General features: G+C 70.0%; 12 protein-coding genes. 9 read left to right on the forward strand and 3 right to left on the reverse strand.

Going from position 1 to position 14,150, the window contains the following annotated elements:
- The first annotated feature begins 50 nt into the window (after window positions 1-50).
- From mmsA to IE262_RS08215, 4 genes are all read left to right on the forward strand, one after another.
- Window positions 51-1,601 carry a multiple monosaccharide ABC transporter ATP-binding protein gene (gene mmsA / locus IE262_RS08200; protein WP_134039927.1) on the forward strand — a complete coding sequence of 517 codons (1,551 nt, stop codon included), beginning with the start codon at window positions 51-53 and terminating at the stop codon, window positions 1,599-1,601.
- Window positions 1,598-2,842, forward strand: coding sequence for a multiple monosaccharide ABC transporter permease (mmsB, locus tag IE262_RS08205; protein ID WP_134039926.1), 1,245 nt, complete (start codon window positions 1,598-1,600; stop codon window positions 2,840-2,842). The genes mmsA and mmsB overlap by 4 nt, the downstream gene beginning before the upstream one ends.
- Before the next feature lie 85 nt (window positions 2,843-2,927).
- Complete coding sequence (locus IE262_RS08210) at window positions 2,928-4,085, forward strand: aldose epimerase family protein (protein ID WP_189872394.1); 1,158 nt, start codon at window positions 2,928-2,930, stop codon at window positions 4,083-4,085.
- A gap of 162 nt (window positions 4,086-4,247) precedes the next feature.
- Window positions 4,248-5,879, forward strand: a complete 1,632-nt coding sequence (locus IE262_RS08215; protein WP_189872396.1) for a pyridoxal phosphate-dependent aminotransferase — start codon at window positions 4,248-4,250, stop codon at window positions 5,877-5,879.
- 20 nt (window positions 5,880-5,899) lie between these two features.
- On the opposite strand, the gene IE262_RS08220 is transcribed toward IE262_RS08215, so the two are convergent.
- Window positions 5,900-6,901 carry an arabinan endo-1,5-alpha-L-arabinosidase gene (locus tag IE262_RS08220; protein WP_189872399.1) on the reverse strand — a complete coding sequence of 334 codons (1,002 nt, stop codon included), beginning with the start codon at window positions 6,899-6,901 and terminating at the stop codon, window positions 5,900-5,902.
- A 297-nt stretch (window positions 6,902-7,198) separates the two neighbouring features.
- Between IE262_RS08220 and IE262_RS08225 the strand changes: the two genes are divergently transcribed.
- The gene (locus tag IE262_RS08225) at window positions 7,199-7,609 is read left to right on the forward strand and encodes an ATP-binding protein (protein WP_134039922.1); all 411 of its coding nucleotides are present in this window, start codon (window positions 7,199-7,201) and stop codon (window positions 7,607-7,609) included.
- 93 nt (window positions 7,610-7,702) lie between these two features.
- On the opposite strand, the gene IE262_RS08230 is transcribed toward IE262_RS08225, so the two are convergent.
- Both IE262_RS08230 and arfA read right to left on the reverse strand, forming a co-directional pair.
- Window positions 7,703-8,617: a sulfite exporter TauE/SafE family protein gene (locus IE262_RS08230; RefSeq protein WP_189872401.1), complete on the reverse strand. Its 915-nt coding sequence runs from the start codon at window positions 8,615-8,617 to the stop codon at window positions 7,703-7,705.
- A 185-nt stretch (window positions 8,618-8,802) separates the two neighbouring features.
- Window positions 8,803-10,317, reverse strand: a complete 1,515-nt coding sequence (arfA, locus tag IE262_RS08235; protein ID WP_134039920.1) for an arabinosylfuranosidase ArfA — start codon at window positions 10,315-10,317, stop codon at window positions 8,803-8,805.
- A 320-nt stretch (window positions 10,318-10,637) separates the two neighbouring features.
- Between arfA and IE262_RS40170 the strand changes: the two genes are divergently transcribed.
- The 4 genes from IE262_RS40170 to IE262_RS08250 all read left to right on the forward strand — a co-directional run bounded on the left by IE262_RS40170 (window position 10,638) and on the right by IE262_RS08250 (window position 14,134).
- Window positions 10,638-10,760, forward strand: a complete 123-nt coding sequence (locus IE262_RS40170) for a hypothetical protein (protein ID WP_268249563.1) — start codon at window positions 10,638-10,640, stop codon at window positions 10,758-10,760.
- Window positions 10,761-10,879: 119 nt separating this feature from the next.
- A complete protein-coding gene (locus IE262_RS08240) occupies window positions 10,880-11,443 on the forward strand; it encodes a toxin-antitoxin system, toxin component family protein (protein ID WP_373305008.1) in 564 nt (187 codons plus the stop codon).
- Window positions 11,440-12,741 carry an MAB_1171c family putative transporter gene (locus IE262_RS08245; protein ID WP_189872405.1) on the forward strand — a complete coding sequence of 434 codons (1,302 nt, stop codon included), beginning with the start codon at window positions 11,440-11,442 and terminating at the stop codon, window positions 12,739-12,741. The genes IE262_RS08240 and IE262_RS08245 overlap by 4 nt, the downstream gene beginning before the upstream one ends.
- Entirely contained in the window at window positions 12,734-14,134 is a 1,401-nt protein-coding gene (locus IE262_RS08250; protein WP_189872407.1) for an NAD(P)/FAD-dependent oxidoreductase, read from the forward strand. Before IE262_RS08245 ends, IE262_RS08250 begins: the two co-directional genes overlap by 8 nt.
- Window positions 14,135-14,150: the final 16 nt, after the last annotated feature.

A 14,150-nucleotide genomic window follows, 5' to 3' on the forward strand; every position in this document is an offset into this window, starting at 1 on the left:
ACCGACCGACGATTCACGACTGACTGAACGACTGACTGGAAGGCAAGACCATGGCGGGACCCGTCCTGGAAATGCGCTCGATCGTCAAGACCTTTCCCGGCGTCAAGGCGCTGTCGGACGTCACGCTGACCGTCCAGCAGGGCGAGGTCCACGCCATCTGCGGGGAGAACGGCGCCGGCAAGTCGACCCTCATGAAGGTCCTCTCCGGCGTCCACCCGCACGGCACCTACGAGGGGGAGATCCTCTTCGAGGGAGAGGTCTGCGGCTTCAAGGACATCCGGGCGAGCGAGCAGCGCGGCATCGTGATCATCCACCAGGAGCTGGCGCTGGTGCCGTACCTCTCCCTCGCGGAGAACATCTTCCTCGGCAACGAGCACGCCAAGGGCGGGCTCATCGACTGGCGCGAGACCCTCAAGCACGCCAGCGAACTGCTGCGCCGGGTAGGTCTGTCCGACCACCCGGAGACCCGTGTCGCCGACATCGGCGTGGGCAAGCAGCAACTCGTCGAGATCGCGAAGGCCCTGTCGAAGAAGGTGAAGCTGCTCATCCTGGACGAGCCGACCGCCGCGCTGAACGACGAGGACAGCGGCAAGCTCCTGGAACTCATCCTGGAGCTGAAGAAGCAGGGCATCACCTCGATCATCATCTCCCACAAGCTCAACGAGATCCGCAAGGTCGCCGACTCGGTGACGATCATCCGCGACGGGAAGTCCATCGAGACCCTCGATGTGAAGGCGGCCGAGACCACCGAGGACCGCATCATCAGCGGCATGGTCGGCCGCGACCTCGACAACCGCTTCCCCGAGCGCACCCCCCACGAGGCGGAGGCGGACGCGGCCCCCGCCCTGGAGATCCGCAACTGGACCGTGAACCACCCGATCGACCAGCAGCGCAAGGTCGTCGACGATGTGTCGATCAGTGTGCGGCGCGGGGAGATCGTCGGCATCGCGGGCCTCATGGGCGCCGGCCGCACCGAGCTCGCGATGAGCGTCTTCGGGCGGACGTACGGCCGGTACGCGGGCGGCACCGTCCTCAAGGACGGCACGGAGATCCGGACGCGGCACGTGGCCGAGGCGGTCGAGCACGGCATCGCCTACGTCACCGAGGACCGCAAGCACTACGGCCTCAACCTCATAGACACCATCAACCGCAACATCTCGCTGACCGCCCTGGACAAGGTCGCGAAGCGCGGTGTCGTCGACGAGCACGAGGAGCGCAAGGTCGCCGAGCGCTTCCGCAAGTCCATGAACATCAAGGCCCCGACCGTCTTCGAGCCGGTGGGCAAGCTGTCCGGCGGCAACCAGCAGAAGGTCGTCCTCAGCAAGTGGATCTTCGCGGGTCCCGACGTGCTGATCCTGGACGAGCCGACGCGCGGCATCGACGTCGGTGCCAAGTACGAGATCTACACGGTCATCGACCAACTGGCGGCCGAGGGCAAGGCGGTCGTCTTCATCTCCTCCGAACTGCCCGAGCTGCTCGGCATGTGCGACCGCATCTACACCATGGCCGCCGGGCGGCTGACCGGTGAGTTCTCGCGGGCCGAGGCCACGCAGGAATCGCTGATGCGCCAGATGACGAAGGACAAAGAGGTAACCCGATGAGCACGGATGTGACCGCCAAGACCCCGGCCCCGGCGCCGCCGGGCAAGACCGGAGAGGGGACGGGCGGGGGCCTGCTGCAGCTGGTACTGGACGGTCTGCGGCGCAACATGCGCCAGTACGGCATGCTGCTCGCCCTCGGCCTGATCGTCGCCCTCTTCGCGGTCTGGACCGACGGCGACCTGCTGCTGCCGCGCAACGTCTCCAACCTGGTCCTGCAGAACAGCTATGTGCTGATCCTCGCGATCGGCATGATGCTGGTGATCATCGCGGGCCACATCGACCTGTCGGTGGGCTCGGTGACGGCGTTCGTGGGCGCGTTCGCGGCCGTACTGACGGTGCAGCAGGGTGTGTCGTGGCCGGTCGCCGTGGTGCTGTGCCTGCTGGTGGGCGCGGCGGCGGGCGCGGCACAAGGGTTCTTCATCGCGTATCTGGGCATACCGTCGTTCATCGTCACCCTCGCCGGGATGCTGGTCTTCCGCGGCGCGACGGAGATCCTGCTGGAGGGCCAGACCCTCGGCCCCCTCCCCGACGGTCTGCAGAAGATCGGCAACGGCTTCCTGCCCGAGGCCGGCCCGGAGACGAACTACCACAACATCACGCTGCTCCTGGGCCTCGTGCTGATCGTCTTCGTGGTCCTCCAGGAGTTCCGCGACCGCAAGCGCCAGCAGGAGTTCTCGCTGGACGTGGTGCCGCTGAACCTCTTCCTGCTCAAGATCGTCTCCATCGTCGCCGCGGCCCTCGTCGTCACGATGCTGCTCGCCAGCTACAAGGGCGCGCCGATCATCCTGCTGATCCTGGGTGCGCTGGTGGTCGGTTACGGCTACCTCATGCGCAACGCGGTGTTCGGCCGTCACATCTACGCGATCGGCGGCAACCTGCCGGCGGCGAAGCTGTCCGGCGTGAAGGACAAGAAGGTCACCTTCCTGGTCTTCCTGAACATGGGCGTGCTCGCGGCCCTGGCGGGTCTGGTCGTCGCCGCCCGTCTGAACGCGGCCGGTCCGAAGGCGGGACTGAACTTCGAACTGGAGGCCATCGCCTCGGCGTTCATCGGTGGCGCGTCCATGAGCGGCGGTGTCGGTACCGTCCTCGGCGCGATCATCGGTGGTCTCGTCCTCGGCGTGCTGAACAACGGTATGAACCTCCTCGGCGTCGGCAGTGACTGGCAGCAGGTCATCAAGGGCCTGGCCCTGTTGGCGGCGGTCGGGTTCGACGTGTGGAACAAGCGCAAGTCCGGTTCGTGAACGAACCCGGGCCCCGCCGGAAGGCGGGGCCCGGTTCCTTTCCCAGCAGTTTCCCGCACTGATCAACACAGCAGTGGAGCCGCATATGGAAATGAACAGACGCACGGTCATCGCAGGAGCCGCGGCGGCGGGTGTGGCCGCCACCGCGCTGGGCGGCACGGCCCAGGCCGCACAGGCCGAAGGAGGCAGTCAGAAGCCCGTGAAGAAGCTCTTCGGCAAGCTCGCCGACGGCACCAGCGTCCACAGCTGGTCGCTGGCGAACGGCGGCACGCGTATGAAGGTCCTGTCGTACGGCGGAATCGTGCAGTCCCTGGAGATACCGGACCGCAAGGGCCGGTACGCGAACGTCTCCCTGGGCTTCGCCACCATCGAGGACTACGTCGCCAAGAGCCCGTACTTCGGCGCCCTGATCGGCCGGTACGGCAACCGCATCGACAAGGGCCGGTTCACCCTCGACGGCAAGAGCCACCAGCTCTCCGTCAACGACGGCGCGAACAGCCTGCACGGCGGCGCCCAGGGCTTCGACAAGCGCGTGTGGGACGTCGAGCCGTTCACCAAGGGCTCCGACGTCGGCCTGTACCTGTACTACACGAGCGTCGACGGCGAGATGGGCTACCCCGGCACGCTCAAGGCGAAGGTCACGTACACCCTCACCGCGCACGGCGACTGGCGCGTCGACTACGAGGCCACCACCGACAAGGCCACGGTCGTCAACCTCACCAGCCACGTCTACTGGAACCTCGCGGGCGAGGGCAGCGGCTCGGTCTACGACCACGAGCTGAAGATCGCCGCCTCCCGGTACACCCCCGTGGACTCGGGCCTGATCCCCACCGGTGAGCTGGCCGCGGTCGCGGGCACCCCCTTCGACTTCCGCCGGCACAAGACGGTCGGCGAGGACATCCGCGAGGCGCACCAGCAGCTGCTGTACGGCCAGGGCTTCGACCACAACTGGGTGCTCGACAAGGGCATCACGGCGCGACCCGAGCAGATCGCGGCCCTGAAGGACCCGTTCTCCGGCCGTACTCTGCGGATCGCGACCACCGAGCCGGGCCTGCAGTTCTACTCCGGGAACTTCCTCGACGGCACGTTCGCCGGCACCGGCGGCCGCATCTACCGCCAGGGCGACGCCCTGTGCCTGGAGACACAGCACTTCCCGGACTCGCCGAACCAGCCGGACTTCCCGTCGACGGTGCTCCGGCCGGGGCAGGTGTACCGCTCGACGACGGTCCACTCCTTCAACTGACCCGCCGTCACAGGTGACGCACAGGTTCTTACCATTTTCTCAGCGGTTGAACAGTGCCGTCCAAGCCACCGTACTCATGGGTGGCCCGTGCTCCCCCGCACGGGCCACCCATAGTTGTCGGGCCCGGTCGTCCCCAACGGGCCCGCCCCCCACGGAGGTTTCATGGCCGGGAACGTCACCTCGCTGTTCCGCAGCACGGCAGCGCACAGCCCCTCGATGGCTGCGCTGACGCGCGAGGGCGGAGAAGGCGCCGGCCCGATCGACTTCTGCATCCCGTGCAACCCGTACTTCCCCACCCCCGCCATGTTCGACGACCTGGCGGGCCGGCTGCGCGAGATCATCACGTACTACCCGAGCAGCGCCGACACCATCACCTCCGAGCTCTGCAACCTCCTCCAGCTGCCGCCGCAGTGCGTGGCGATGGGCAACGGCTCGACCGAGCTCATCACCTGGATCGACCACCTGCTGGTCCGCGAGTCCCTCGCCGTCCCCGTCCCCACCTTCGGCCGCTGGACCGACCAGCCGATGGAGACCGGCAAGCGCGTCGACATGTTCCCCCTCCAGGAGTCGAGCGGCTTCGCCCTGGACCTCGCGCAGTACGCCGAGTTCATCCGCCAGCGCGGCACGAAGGTCGCCGTCATCTGCAACCCGAACAACCCGGACGGCGGCTTCCTCCACCGCCACGCGCTGGTGCAGTTCATGGACGCGATGGCGGACCTGGACCTGGTCGTCATCGACGAGTCGTTCCTGGAGTTCGCCGACGCCGAGGCCGAACCGAGCACGGTCGCGGACGCGGTGATGCGGCCCAACGTCGTCGTGCTGCGCAGCCTCGGCAAGAACTTCGGTCTGCACGGCATCCGCTTCGGCTACATGGTCGCCAACCCGGCACTCGCCGGGAAGGTCCGCTCGATGCTGCCCAAGTGGAACCTCAACTCCTTCGCGGAGACCGTGGTGTTCATGCTCAAGGACCACGGTGCCGAATACATGGAGAGCCTCCACCAGGTGCGCAGGGACCGCCTGGAGATGGCCCGTCTGCTCTCCAACCTGCCCGGTCTGACGGTCTACCCGTCGCAGGGCAACTTCCTCTTCGTGCGCCTTCCCGTGGGTGCCGAGGGCACCGTGGTCCGGGACCGGCTGCTCACCGAGCACCGGATACTGGTCCGTGAGTGCGGCAACAAGATCGGCTCATCCAGTCGCTTCCTGCGGCTCGTGGTCCGGCCCGAGGTGGACGTGCGTCGCCTGGTGGCCGGCCTGGAGTCGGTGCTCTACGGGTCCAGGAGGGGAGCCGCCGTACCTGAGCTGGGCACCGGGACCAGCTACAGCTCGGGTACGGCGGCCGTGGACCGGCTGATGAGCGAGACCAACGGCGCGGGCCTGCAGGGCGTGGCCGCCCAGGCGATGGAAATGCCCGCTCCGGCGCCCGCCCCGGCCCCGATACCCACACCGGCGCCCGCTCCGCCGCCCGCACCCGCCCCTGCGCCCCTACCGACCCCAGCTCCGGTTCCGGCCGCCGCGTCGATGCCCCAGGTGCCCCAGATGCCCCAGGTACCCCAGGTACCCCAGATGCCCTCGCTGCCGAACGTGGCCGCCATGCCCGGCATGCCCGGCATGGCCCCCGCTCCGGCCGCCGGCCTCCAGCCGGTCGCCCAGACCGGCATGCCCGGTATGGCCGCCGCCGCCAACCGCCGCGCGATGGGCGCCGCCCAGGGCCTCACGGCGGCCCAGGTGCGTGGCCGCACGGCACCGGAGGGCGAGCCCGAGCCGCTGGGCTGGCCGGCGGCGGGGGCGATCTGAGCGAGCGCGGCGTCAAAGGGTCAGTAGGCGACGGGCCAGCCGCTGCTCCAGTCCAGGAGGTTGACGCCGAGTTTCGGCGTCCCGTTGTCGTTGCCGTCGTAGTAGTGGTAGACGATCAGGTCGCCGTCGACGTCGCCCAGGATCGACTGGCCGCCGGGGCCGATGACGCTGCCGTGCGACTCCAGCACGGGCGTGCCACCGTTGTTCGTCATGGCGACGCCGTTCCTGTCGCGGTAGGGCCCGGTGACACTGCCGGCGCGGCCGACCTTGACCTTGTAGGTGGAGCTGGTGCCGGCGCAGCAGGTGTCGTACGAGGCGAAGAGGTAGTAGGAGCCGTTCCGTTTGACGATGAACGGGGCCTCGACGGCCTTGGTGCCGGTCGGGCGGGAGGCGAGCGAGTAGCGCGTGGTGTTGGACGAGAGCTGTTTGCCGGTCGAGGGGTTGATCTGGATCATCTTGATCCCGGACCACCAGCTGCCGAAGGACAGCCACCACGTGCCGTCGTCGTCGACGAAGAGGTTGGGGTCGATGGCGTTGTAGTCGGTGGACGCGTTGGACGTGTAGACGATGCCGTAGTCGGTCCAGCTGCCCGGCGCTCCGGTGGTCGAGCCGGCCAGCCCGATCGCCGAGTTCTGCGAGCCGAAGGACGAGACCGAGTAGTACATCAGGTACTTGCCGCCGTGGTACGAGATGTCCGGCGCCCACGCCTCCGGCACGGAGGAGTAGGTGGACCACCAGCCCGGCTTCGTGCGGAAGGCGTCGGCGCCGGCGCTGAAGGCGATGCGGTCGGTGGACGTCTTGCTGGTGAGGCCGCCGCCGGTGGCGTACAGCAGGTACTGGCCGGACGAGGTACGGATCATCGTCGGGTCGTGGACGACCGTCGAGCCGGTGACGCGCCCGGGGTTCGGGTACGCGTTCGCCGTACCGGGGACGAGGGCGAGCAGGATGGCCGCGGGGACGGCGAGGAGAGCGGTTCTTCGGGGGATGCGGGCGGTGCTGGAGGTGCGGGAGGTGCGGCTCATTCGGAACCTCCTGGGAGTGGGGGTGACCTGACTCCGCTGCCCGGCACAGAGCGTCCGGCACCGAGCGTCCGGTATGACGAACAGCGGCCGTTCAGTCGGACAGTCGTGCGCCCGGGAACCGTAGAGTCGAAGCGCTTGCGCGTCAACGCCTGCGCGGGGATCCGAAACCGGGAAGGGGAGCAACGGCCATTGACCGGAAGCGGTCACTCCGCGATCACGAACGCACAACTCCGGCCGGTCTCTGCCGCCCGCCGGTACTTCGCGCATGGATCCCCGTGGCCGGGCTAGCGTGGATTTATGCGGCTGAGTGGCCTTGAGGGCTCCGAGACGGTCCTGTTGAAGCGGCACTTCACAGGAGCGAACCTGTCCGTGCTGCGCGCCCTGGTGGAGGACACGGCGGCCGCCGAGGGCCTTGCGGGCGTGCGGCTGGGCGAGTTCACCCTCGCCGTCAGCGAGATCGCCAACAACGCCGTCGAGCACGCGGGCGGGCGCGGCCGTCTCGAACTCCGCCGCCTGACCGACGAGCTGGAGTGCCGGATCACCGACAACGGCCCCGGCTTCACGCCCGCCATCCCCGAGCTCCTCCCCGGCCTCGACGACACCCGCTCCGGCCGCGGCCTCTGGCTCGCCCGCCTGGTCACCGACCGTCTCTCCATCGCTGCGGGCGCGACGGGAGCCGCGGTGACACTGGCGATGCGCCTGCGCTGACGGACCTACGGACCTACGGACCTACGGGCGTACGGGCGTACGGGCGTACGGGCGTACGGGCGCATGCCGTGGTCCGAGGTCCTGCGGGGCCGCTCACGCCCCCACCGTCTGCGGCTCCTCGACCGCCGACTCCGCGGCCGCCGCCTTCTCCCTCCGATACGCCCGGATCGAGTAGGCCAGCCCCGCGGCCCACAGCACATACAGCAGCACGTACACGGCCGTGCTCACGGCCCCCGTCGCCCCGGCCCAGTCGCTCCTCAGCAGCGTACGGACGTTGGTGACGATGATGACCCCGCCGACCGCGGAACCGAGTACCCGCGGCGGCACCAACCGCACGAGCCACGCCGCGATCGGCGCGGCGACCAGGCCGCCCAGCAGGAACGCCAGGACCCACGCGAAGTCGATGCCCTGGGAGCCGAGCGAGAACAGGAATCCGAAGCTGGCCGCGATCGCGACCAGGAACTCACTCGTGTCGATGGAACCGATCACCTTGCGCGGCTCCATCCGGCCGCTGGCGAGCAGCGCCGGTGTACCGACCGGACCCCAGCCGCCCCCGCCCGTCGCGTCCAGGAACCCGGCGACCAGCCCGAGCGGTGAAAGGAACCGTTTCCGCAGCGGCTTGCCCAGCCGACCCTTGGGCAGGCCACGGAAGGTGAAGCGGGTCATGACGTACAGCCCGAGCCCCAGCAGGATCAGTGACATGACCGGCTCGGCGACCTCGGTGGACAGGGTGGACAGCACGGTGGCCCCGAGGAACGCGCCGACCGCGCCCGGCACCCCGATCTTCGTCACGACCTTCCAGTCCACGTTGCCGAACCGCCAGTGCGCGGCGCCCGACATCAGCGTGGTGCCGATCTCGGCCAGGTGGACCGTGGCCGAGGCCGCCGCCGGGTTGGTGCCCATCGCGAGCAGCAGGGTGGTGGAGGTCACGCCGTAGGCCATGCCCAGACTGCCGTCCACGAGTTGGGCACCGAGGCCCGCGAGCGCGAGCAGTACCAGCGTCCGCATGTGCGTCCGCCTCCCCTTTTCCCTGGTTTTCCCACCGGTTAGGTAGGGATTGATTGGCCGGGCCGACGATAAGAGGGGAAACTGAGGAACGCATGAGGGCGATGTGACGATCCTGTGGGGGAGCGCCCGCGCGTGACGGGCCACGGGCTACGAACTACGGGCACTCCCCTCACACCACGGTGCGGCTAACGCAGTCGGATCACGTTCCACGACAGCGGCTCCAGGACGGCCTGCAGCGTGCCGTCGCGGAGGGTCGTGCCCGCGACGGTGTGCGGTGTGACGCGTTCGGGCTCGTCGAGGGTGTTCCGGGCGTCCGGGTCGGCGTCCGCGAGCGCGCTGTGCTCGACGACCGAGGTCAGTTCCAGCCCGTTCAGGGCGACTTCGAGGGGGAGCGACTCGGTGCGGCTGCGGTTGACGGCGAAGACGGTGACCGAGCCGTCCTCCCCGCGCACGGCCGTGGCGTGCAGCAGGTCCGTCTCGCCGTACTTGGCCGTCTCGTACGTCGGGGAGTCGACCCGTACGTCGAGGACCTGGCCGCGCCCGTACCGGGAGGCCTGCGCGAACGGGAAGAACGTGGTCTGCCGCCAGGCGGGGCCGCCCGGCTCGGTCATGATCGGTGCGATGACGTTGACGAGCTGGGCGAGGCAGGCGACGGTGACCCGGTCCGCGTGCCGGAGCAGCGCGATGAGCAGGGAGCCGAAGACGACCGCGTCCATGACGCTGTAGTTGTCCTCCAGCAGACGCGGGGCCTCGGGCCAGTCGCGGGGGTCGGCGGTCGCGGAGTGCTCCTCCCAGCCCGGGAGGTACCAGACGTTCCACTCGTCGAAGGAGAGGTTGATCTTCTTCTTCGACTTGAGCCTGGCGCCGACGTGGTCGCAGGTGGCGACGACGTTGTCGATGAAGGACTCCATGTCGACGGCGGAGGCGAGGAAGGAGTCGAAGTCGCCGTCGGTCGGCCAGTAGTAGGCGTGCAGCGAGACGTAGTCGACGAGGTCGTAGGTCTCCGCCAGGACCGTCGCCTCCCACTCGGCGAAGGTGGGCATCGACTGGCTGGAGGAGCCGCAGACGACCAGCTGGACCGAGGGGTCGATCTGGCGCATGGCGCGGGCCGTCTCGGCGGCGAGGCGGCCGTACTCGTGGGCGGTCTTGTGCCCGGTCTGCCACGGGCCGTCCATCTCGTTCCCGAGGCACCACAGCCTGATGCCGAAGGGGTCCTTGTCGCCGTGGGAGACGCGGAGGTCCGAAAGAGCCGTGCCCGAGGGATGGTTGGCGTACTCCTGGAGCTCCAGGGCCTCGGCCACGCCTCGGGTGCCGAGGTTGAGGGCCATCATGGGCTCGGCCTGGGGGCCGATCTTCCTGAGGAAGGCGATGTACTCGGAGAGCCCGAAGTGGTTGCTCTCCGTGGAGCGCCAGGCGAGGTCGAGGCGGCGCGGGCGCTCCTCCACCGGGCCCACCGAGTCCTCCCACTTGTAGCCGGAGACGAAGTTGCCGCCGGGGTAGCGGATCGTGGTGACGCCGAGTTCGCGGACGAGGTCCAGCACGTCGGTGCGGAGTCCCGCCTCGTCGGCCGACGGGTGGCCCGGCTCGTGGACGCCGGTGTAGACGCAGCGGCCGAGGTGCTCGACGAACGAGCCGAAGAGGCGGGGGTTGACCTCGCCGATGGTGAAGGCGGGGTCGAGGGTGAAGCGGGCGGTACGCATGGGGTCCCTTCGGGGTGCGTGCGGTGCGGTGGGCGTGTGAGGGGGATCGTCACCATCGCGTGGGTCGCGCTGGTTGCGTGGGTCGCGTGGGTCGCTCCGTCGTGTTCACCGTCCGACGACTGACATCGCCGTTCGACATTTCGGATCATGGCCGTAACTTCGGACGGACCGTAAAATTCGATGCGCCCGCGCGTCAATGGGGCGGGCGGGACTTTCGTGTGCGGTGGGTGAGGACGGCGGGCGGCGGCGATCGTTCCGCACCAGGCAACGATCGTTGAATTTTCATGGTGTGAACGGTCACGGGCGCGTACTGTCGGGCCGTGCTTGCTCTGTCAGCGACTTGCGCGCGCATCGAGGCGTGGAGCGCCGAGAACGGACTCGACCGGGCCGAACGTCCCGGCGTACGGGACCTGTCCGGGGACGCAGCGGCGGAGGCCCGGTGAGCGCCGGCTCCGGTTCGCGTGCCCGTGGGGCCGCCCTCCGGGCCCTCACCTCACTCGCGGGCACCCGGGCCGGTGCCCGGGTCGCGGCTGCCCTGACCGCCTCGCGGATCACGGCCGGGATGCGGGATCTCGCGGGGGAGCTCACCGCCGGGCTCCAGACGCGCCTCGAAGGGCCGGTCGGGGTACGGGAGTTGTGCGGGGCCCTGTGCGAGGCGATGAGCGAGCGCAGGGGCGGGCGTCGGGTCGAGCTGCGGTTCGAACGGTTCCCGGACGAGATCGAGGTCACCGGGCTCTGGCTGGAGTTCCAGGACTTCGACCTGGTCATCGTCGAGGAGCGGGCCGAGGCGGTGCAGCAACTCGTCATCCTGGGCCATGAGTTGTGGCACATGCACGCCGGGCACTGTCATCATCACGTGGCCGGCGCGGCAGCCGTCCGCGCGCTGGCCGACGAGCCCGGCTGGCGGGAGCACGCGCTCGCCGTGGCCGCCCGCAACGGCTCCCACGAGGCCGACGAGCGTGAGGCCGAGGACTTCGGCCACCGGCTCGCCACCGGCCTCCGTCCATGGATGGCCGGTTCGGAACAGGGCGGTCACCGGCCGGCCGACCCGGTCGGGAAAGCCCTCCAGGCCTACCTCGGTTACGGCGGTCGGCGGAGCGGGCCACAAAGCGGGCCACGGAGATGACCTCCGCGACGGGCCCGGCAGCGGGCCTTCCGGCGAGCGCGGTGGCACAGCACCTGGCGTTGGATCCCTCGGGCTTCCTCGGTGAGCTGTACATCTCCTTCTGGATACCGACGGCCGTGCTCACCGCGGCCCTGGTCATCAAGCTGCCGAGCATCGTCAAACTGTGGCGGGACCCGCTGCTGCGCGCCGTCGGCGGACTGCTGGTGCTCGCCTGCGCGGTCTTCACCTTCGCGGTGCCGGGGACCATCGCCCGGGTGAACCGGCTCACGGGCGTGCCGAACATCTCGGCGCCCTGGGTGTACTCCCTGATCACCGCGTTCTGCGCGTCCTGTCTGCTGCTGATCATCGCGTGGCGGGGCGGGCTGTCCGACCGCTCGGCGGCGACCCGGCGCGCCATGCGGTGGGTGGTCGGTGTCTACAGCGCGGTGATCGTCGCCCTGTGGGTGCTGTTCGCGCTGGCGGACACCCCTGTGGAGCGGCTGCGCGACCTCGACACGTACTACGCCACCACGCCCTTCATGCGTGAGGAGATCGTCCTCTACCTGCTCGCGCACACCGTGGCCGTACTGATCACCTACCGGCTGGTGCACAACTGGGTCCGCACGGACGGACTCGACGCCTGGCTGCGCTGGGGCCTGAAGTCCCTCGGCGTCGGCTACGCGCTGAACCTGGTCTACGACGCCGCCAAGATCACCGCTGTTGTCGCCCGCTGGACCGGCCACGACCTGGACTGGCTGTCCACGGACCTGGCGCCGCCCGTGGCCGCCCTCTCCGCCATCCTCGTCGCGATCGGCTTCATCCTTCCCCACGCCGGCCAGTACCTCCACGGCCGCTGGCGGGTACGGCTGTGCCACTGGCGGCTGCGGCCCCTGTACCTGCTGCTGCGCACGGTCACCGGCTCCGGTGTGCCCTTCACCCTGCGGGCCGGCCCGGAGTTGCGCCTGACGCGCCGTGAGACCTTCATCCGCGACGCCCTGCTGCAACTGGCCCGCCACTTCGACGAGGACGTACGGCGCCGGTCCTACGCGGCGGCCGTCGCCCTCGGCCACGCGCCGGGCCGAGCCCGGGCGCTCGCCGCCGCCGTGACGGTCCAGGACGCCGTAGCCGCGCGGAAGTGCCCGGTCGACGGTGACGCACCGGCCTCCCCGGACACCGCCGACCTCCTGCGGGAGATCGAGGCCGTGTCCCGGGTCCTCCGCCACCCCGAGGAGATCGCGGCCGTCCGCACCCGGGCGGCCGCAGCGGCGGAAACCGTAGTAGCAGCAGAAGTAGCAGAGAGCGTGTCCGCACATGACTGACCGTCCTCGCCCCGCCCGGTCCGCCGTCGTTCTCGGCGGGTCGCTCACCGGCATGCTCGCGGCCCGCGCCCTGGCCGGGTACGCGCACTCGGTGACGGTCGTCGAGCGCGACGCCCTGCCCGACGGACCCGTGCCCCGCCGCGGCCTGCCCCAGGCACGCCACGCCCACGTGCTGTGGTCCGGCGGAGCCCGGGCCATCGAGGACCTTCTGCCCGGCACCACCGAGCAGTTGCTGGCGGCCGGGGCGCACCGGCTGGCGGTCACGACGGACATGGTCACGCTGTCCGCGCAGGGCTGGTTCCGGCGCTGGCCCGAGTCGCACCACATGCTGCTGTCCAGCCGGGACCTGCTGGACGCGACGATCCGGGCACAGGTCCTCGACGACGACCGGGTCCACCTGGTCGAACGCACCGAGGTACGGGGACTGGAGGGCACGGCCGGCGCGGTCACCGGGGTACGCGTCCGCGCGGGCGACGGCACGGAGCGCACCCTCGCGGCGGACCTGGTCGTCGACGCGACGGGCCGTACCTCCCGGGCGTCCCGGTGGCTGACCGCTCTCGGGCTGCCCGCACCGGCGCGGCGGGAGGTCGACTCCGGTCTCGCGTACGCCAGCCGCGTCTACCGCGCCCCCGAGACGGCCCGGGGCGCCTACCCGGTCGTCAATGTGCAGGCCGACCCGCGCGCCGGGGTGCCCGGCCGGGGTGCCGTGCTCCTCCCCATCGAGGGCGGCCGGTGGCTCGTCACCCTCCACGGCACCCGGGGTGGCGAACCCCCGTCGGGGAACGACGACTTCGTGCGGTTCGCCCTGGAGGACGTACGCCACCCGCTGGTCGGTGAACTCCTCGCGAACACCGAGCCGTTGACGGACGTGACGTTCACCCGCACGACCGTCAACCGGCGTTGGTTGTACGAGCGGATGCCGGTCTGGCCCGAGAACTTCACCGTCCTCGGCGACGCGCTCGCCGCGTACAACCCCGTCTACGGGCACGGGATGTCGGTCGCCGCGCGCAGCGCGGTGACGCTCCGCTCGGTGATCCACCGTCACGGCTGGGGCACGCCGGGGCTGGCCCGCCATGTCCAGCGGGCGGTGGCCCGGCCGGTGAGCGCGGCCTGGGACCTGGCCACCGGGCAGGACCTGTTCTATCCGGGCGCGACGGAGAACGGGCCCACCCTTCGGGAGCGTCTGGCCGCGTCGTACGTCGACCGTCTCGTCCGCACCGCCATGGGCAACGGCCGCATCGCGCGCCGCTTGACGGACGTGACCTCGTTGGAGCGCGGTGCGGAGGTGCTCTTCGCGCCGAGTGTGCTGCTCGCCGCGGTGGTCGGCCCCCTGCGGCCACCACTCACCGGTCCACCCTTGACCGCCGAGGAGCGCAAGGCCGTGGAGGGCTGACTTCTGGGGCTGCGCG

The sequence above is a fragment of the Streptomyces bluensis genome, assembly GCF_014650715.1.
Classification (GTDB): Bacteria; Actinomycetota; Actinomycetes; order Streptomycetales; family Streptomycetaceae; genus Streptomyces; species Streptomyces bluensis.

Bases quoted from the DNA above. Each gene is read 5' to 3' on its own strand.
- IE262_RS08215 (WP_189872396.1), top strand. From the start codon at position 4,248: ATGGCCGGGAACGTCACCTCGCTGTTCCGCAGCACGGCAGCGCACAGC.
- mmsA (WP_134039927.1), top strand. From the start codon at position 51: ATGGCGGGACCCGTCCTGGAAATGCGCTCGATCGTCAAGACCTTTCCC.
- IE262_RS08250 (WP_189872407.1), top strand. From the start codon at position 12,734: ATGACTGACCGTCCTCGCCCCGCCCGGTCCGCCGTCGTTCTCGGCGGG.
- IE262_RS08220 (WP_189872399.1), bottom strand. From the start codon at position 6,901: ATGAGCCGCACCTCCCGCACCTCCAGCACCGCCCGCATCCCCCGAAGA.
- arfA (WP_134039920.1), bottom strand. From the start codon at position 10,317: ATGCGTACCGCCCGCTTCACCCTCGACCCCGCCTTCACCATCGGCGAG.
- mmsB (WP_134039926.1), top strand. From the start codon at position 1,598: ATGAGCACGGATGTGACCGCCAAGACCCCGGCCCCGGCGCCGCCGGGC.
- IE262_RS08245 (WP_189872405.1), top strand. From the start codon at position 11,440: ATGACCTCCGCGACGGGCCCGGCAGCGGGCCTTCCGGCGAGCGCGGTG.
- IE262_RS08225 (WP_134039922.1), top strand. From the start codon at position 7,199: ATGCGGCTGAGTGGCCTTGAGGGCTCCGAGACGGTCCTGTTGAAGCGG.
- IE262_RS08210 (WP_189872394.1), top strand. From the start codon at position 2,928: ATGGAAATGAACAGACGCACGGTCATCGCAGGAGCCGCGGCGGCGGGT.
- IE262_RS08230 (WP_189872401.1), bottom strand. From the start codon at position 8,617: ATGCGGACGCTGGTACTGCTCGCGCTCGCGGGCCTCGGTGCCCAACTC.
- IE262_RS08240 (WP_373305008.1), top strand. From the start codon at position 10,880: ATGCGGGATCTCGCGGGGGAGCTCACCGCCGGGCTCCAGACGCGCCTC.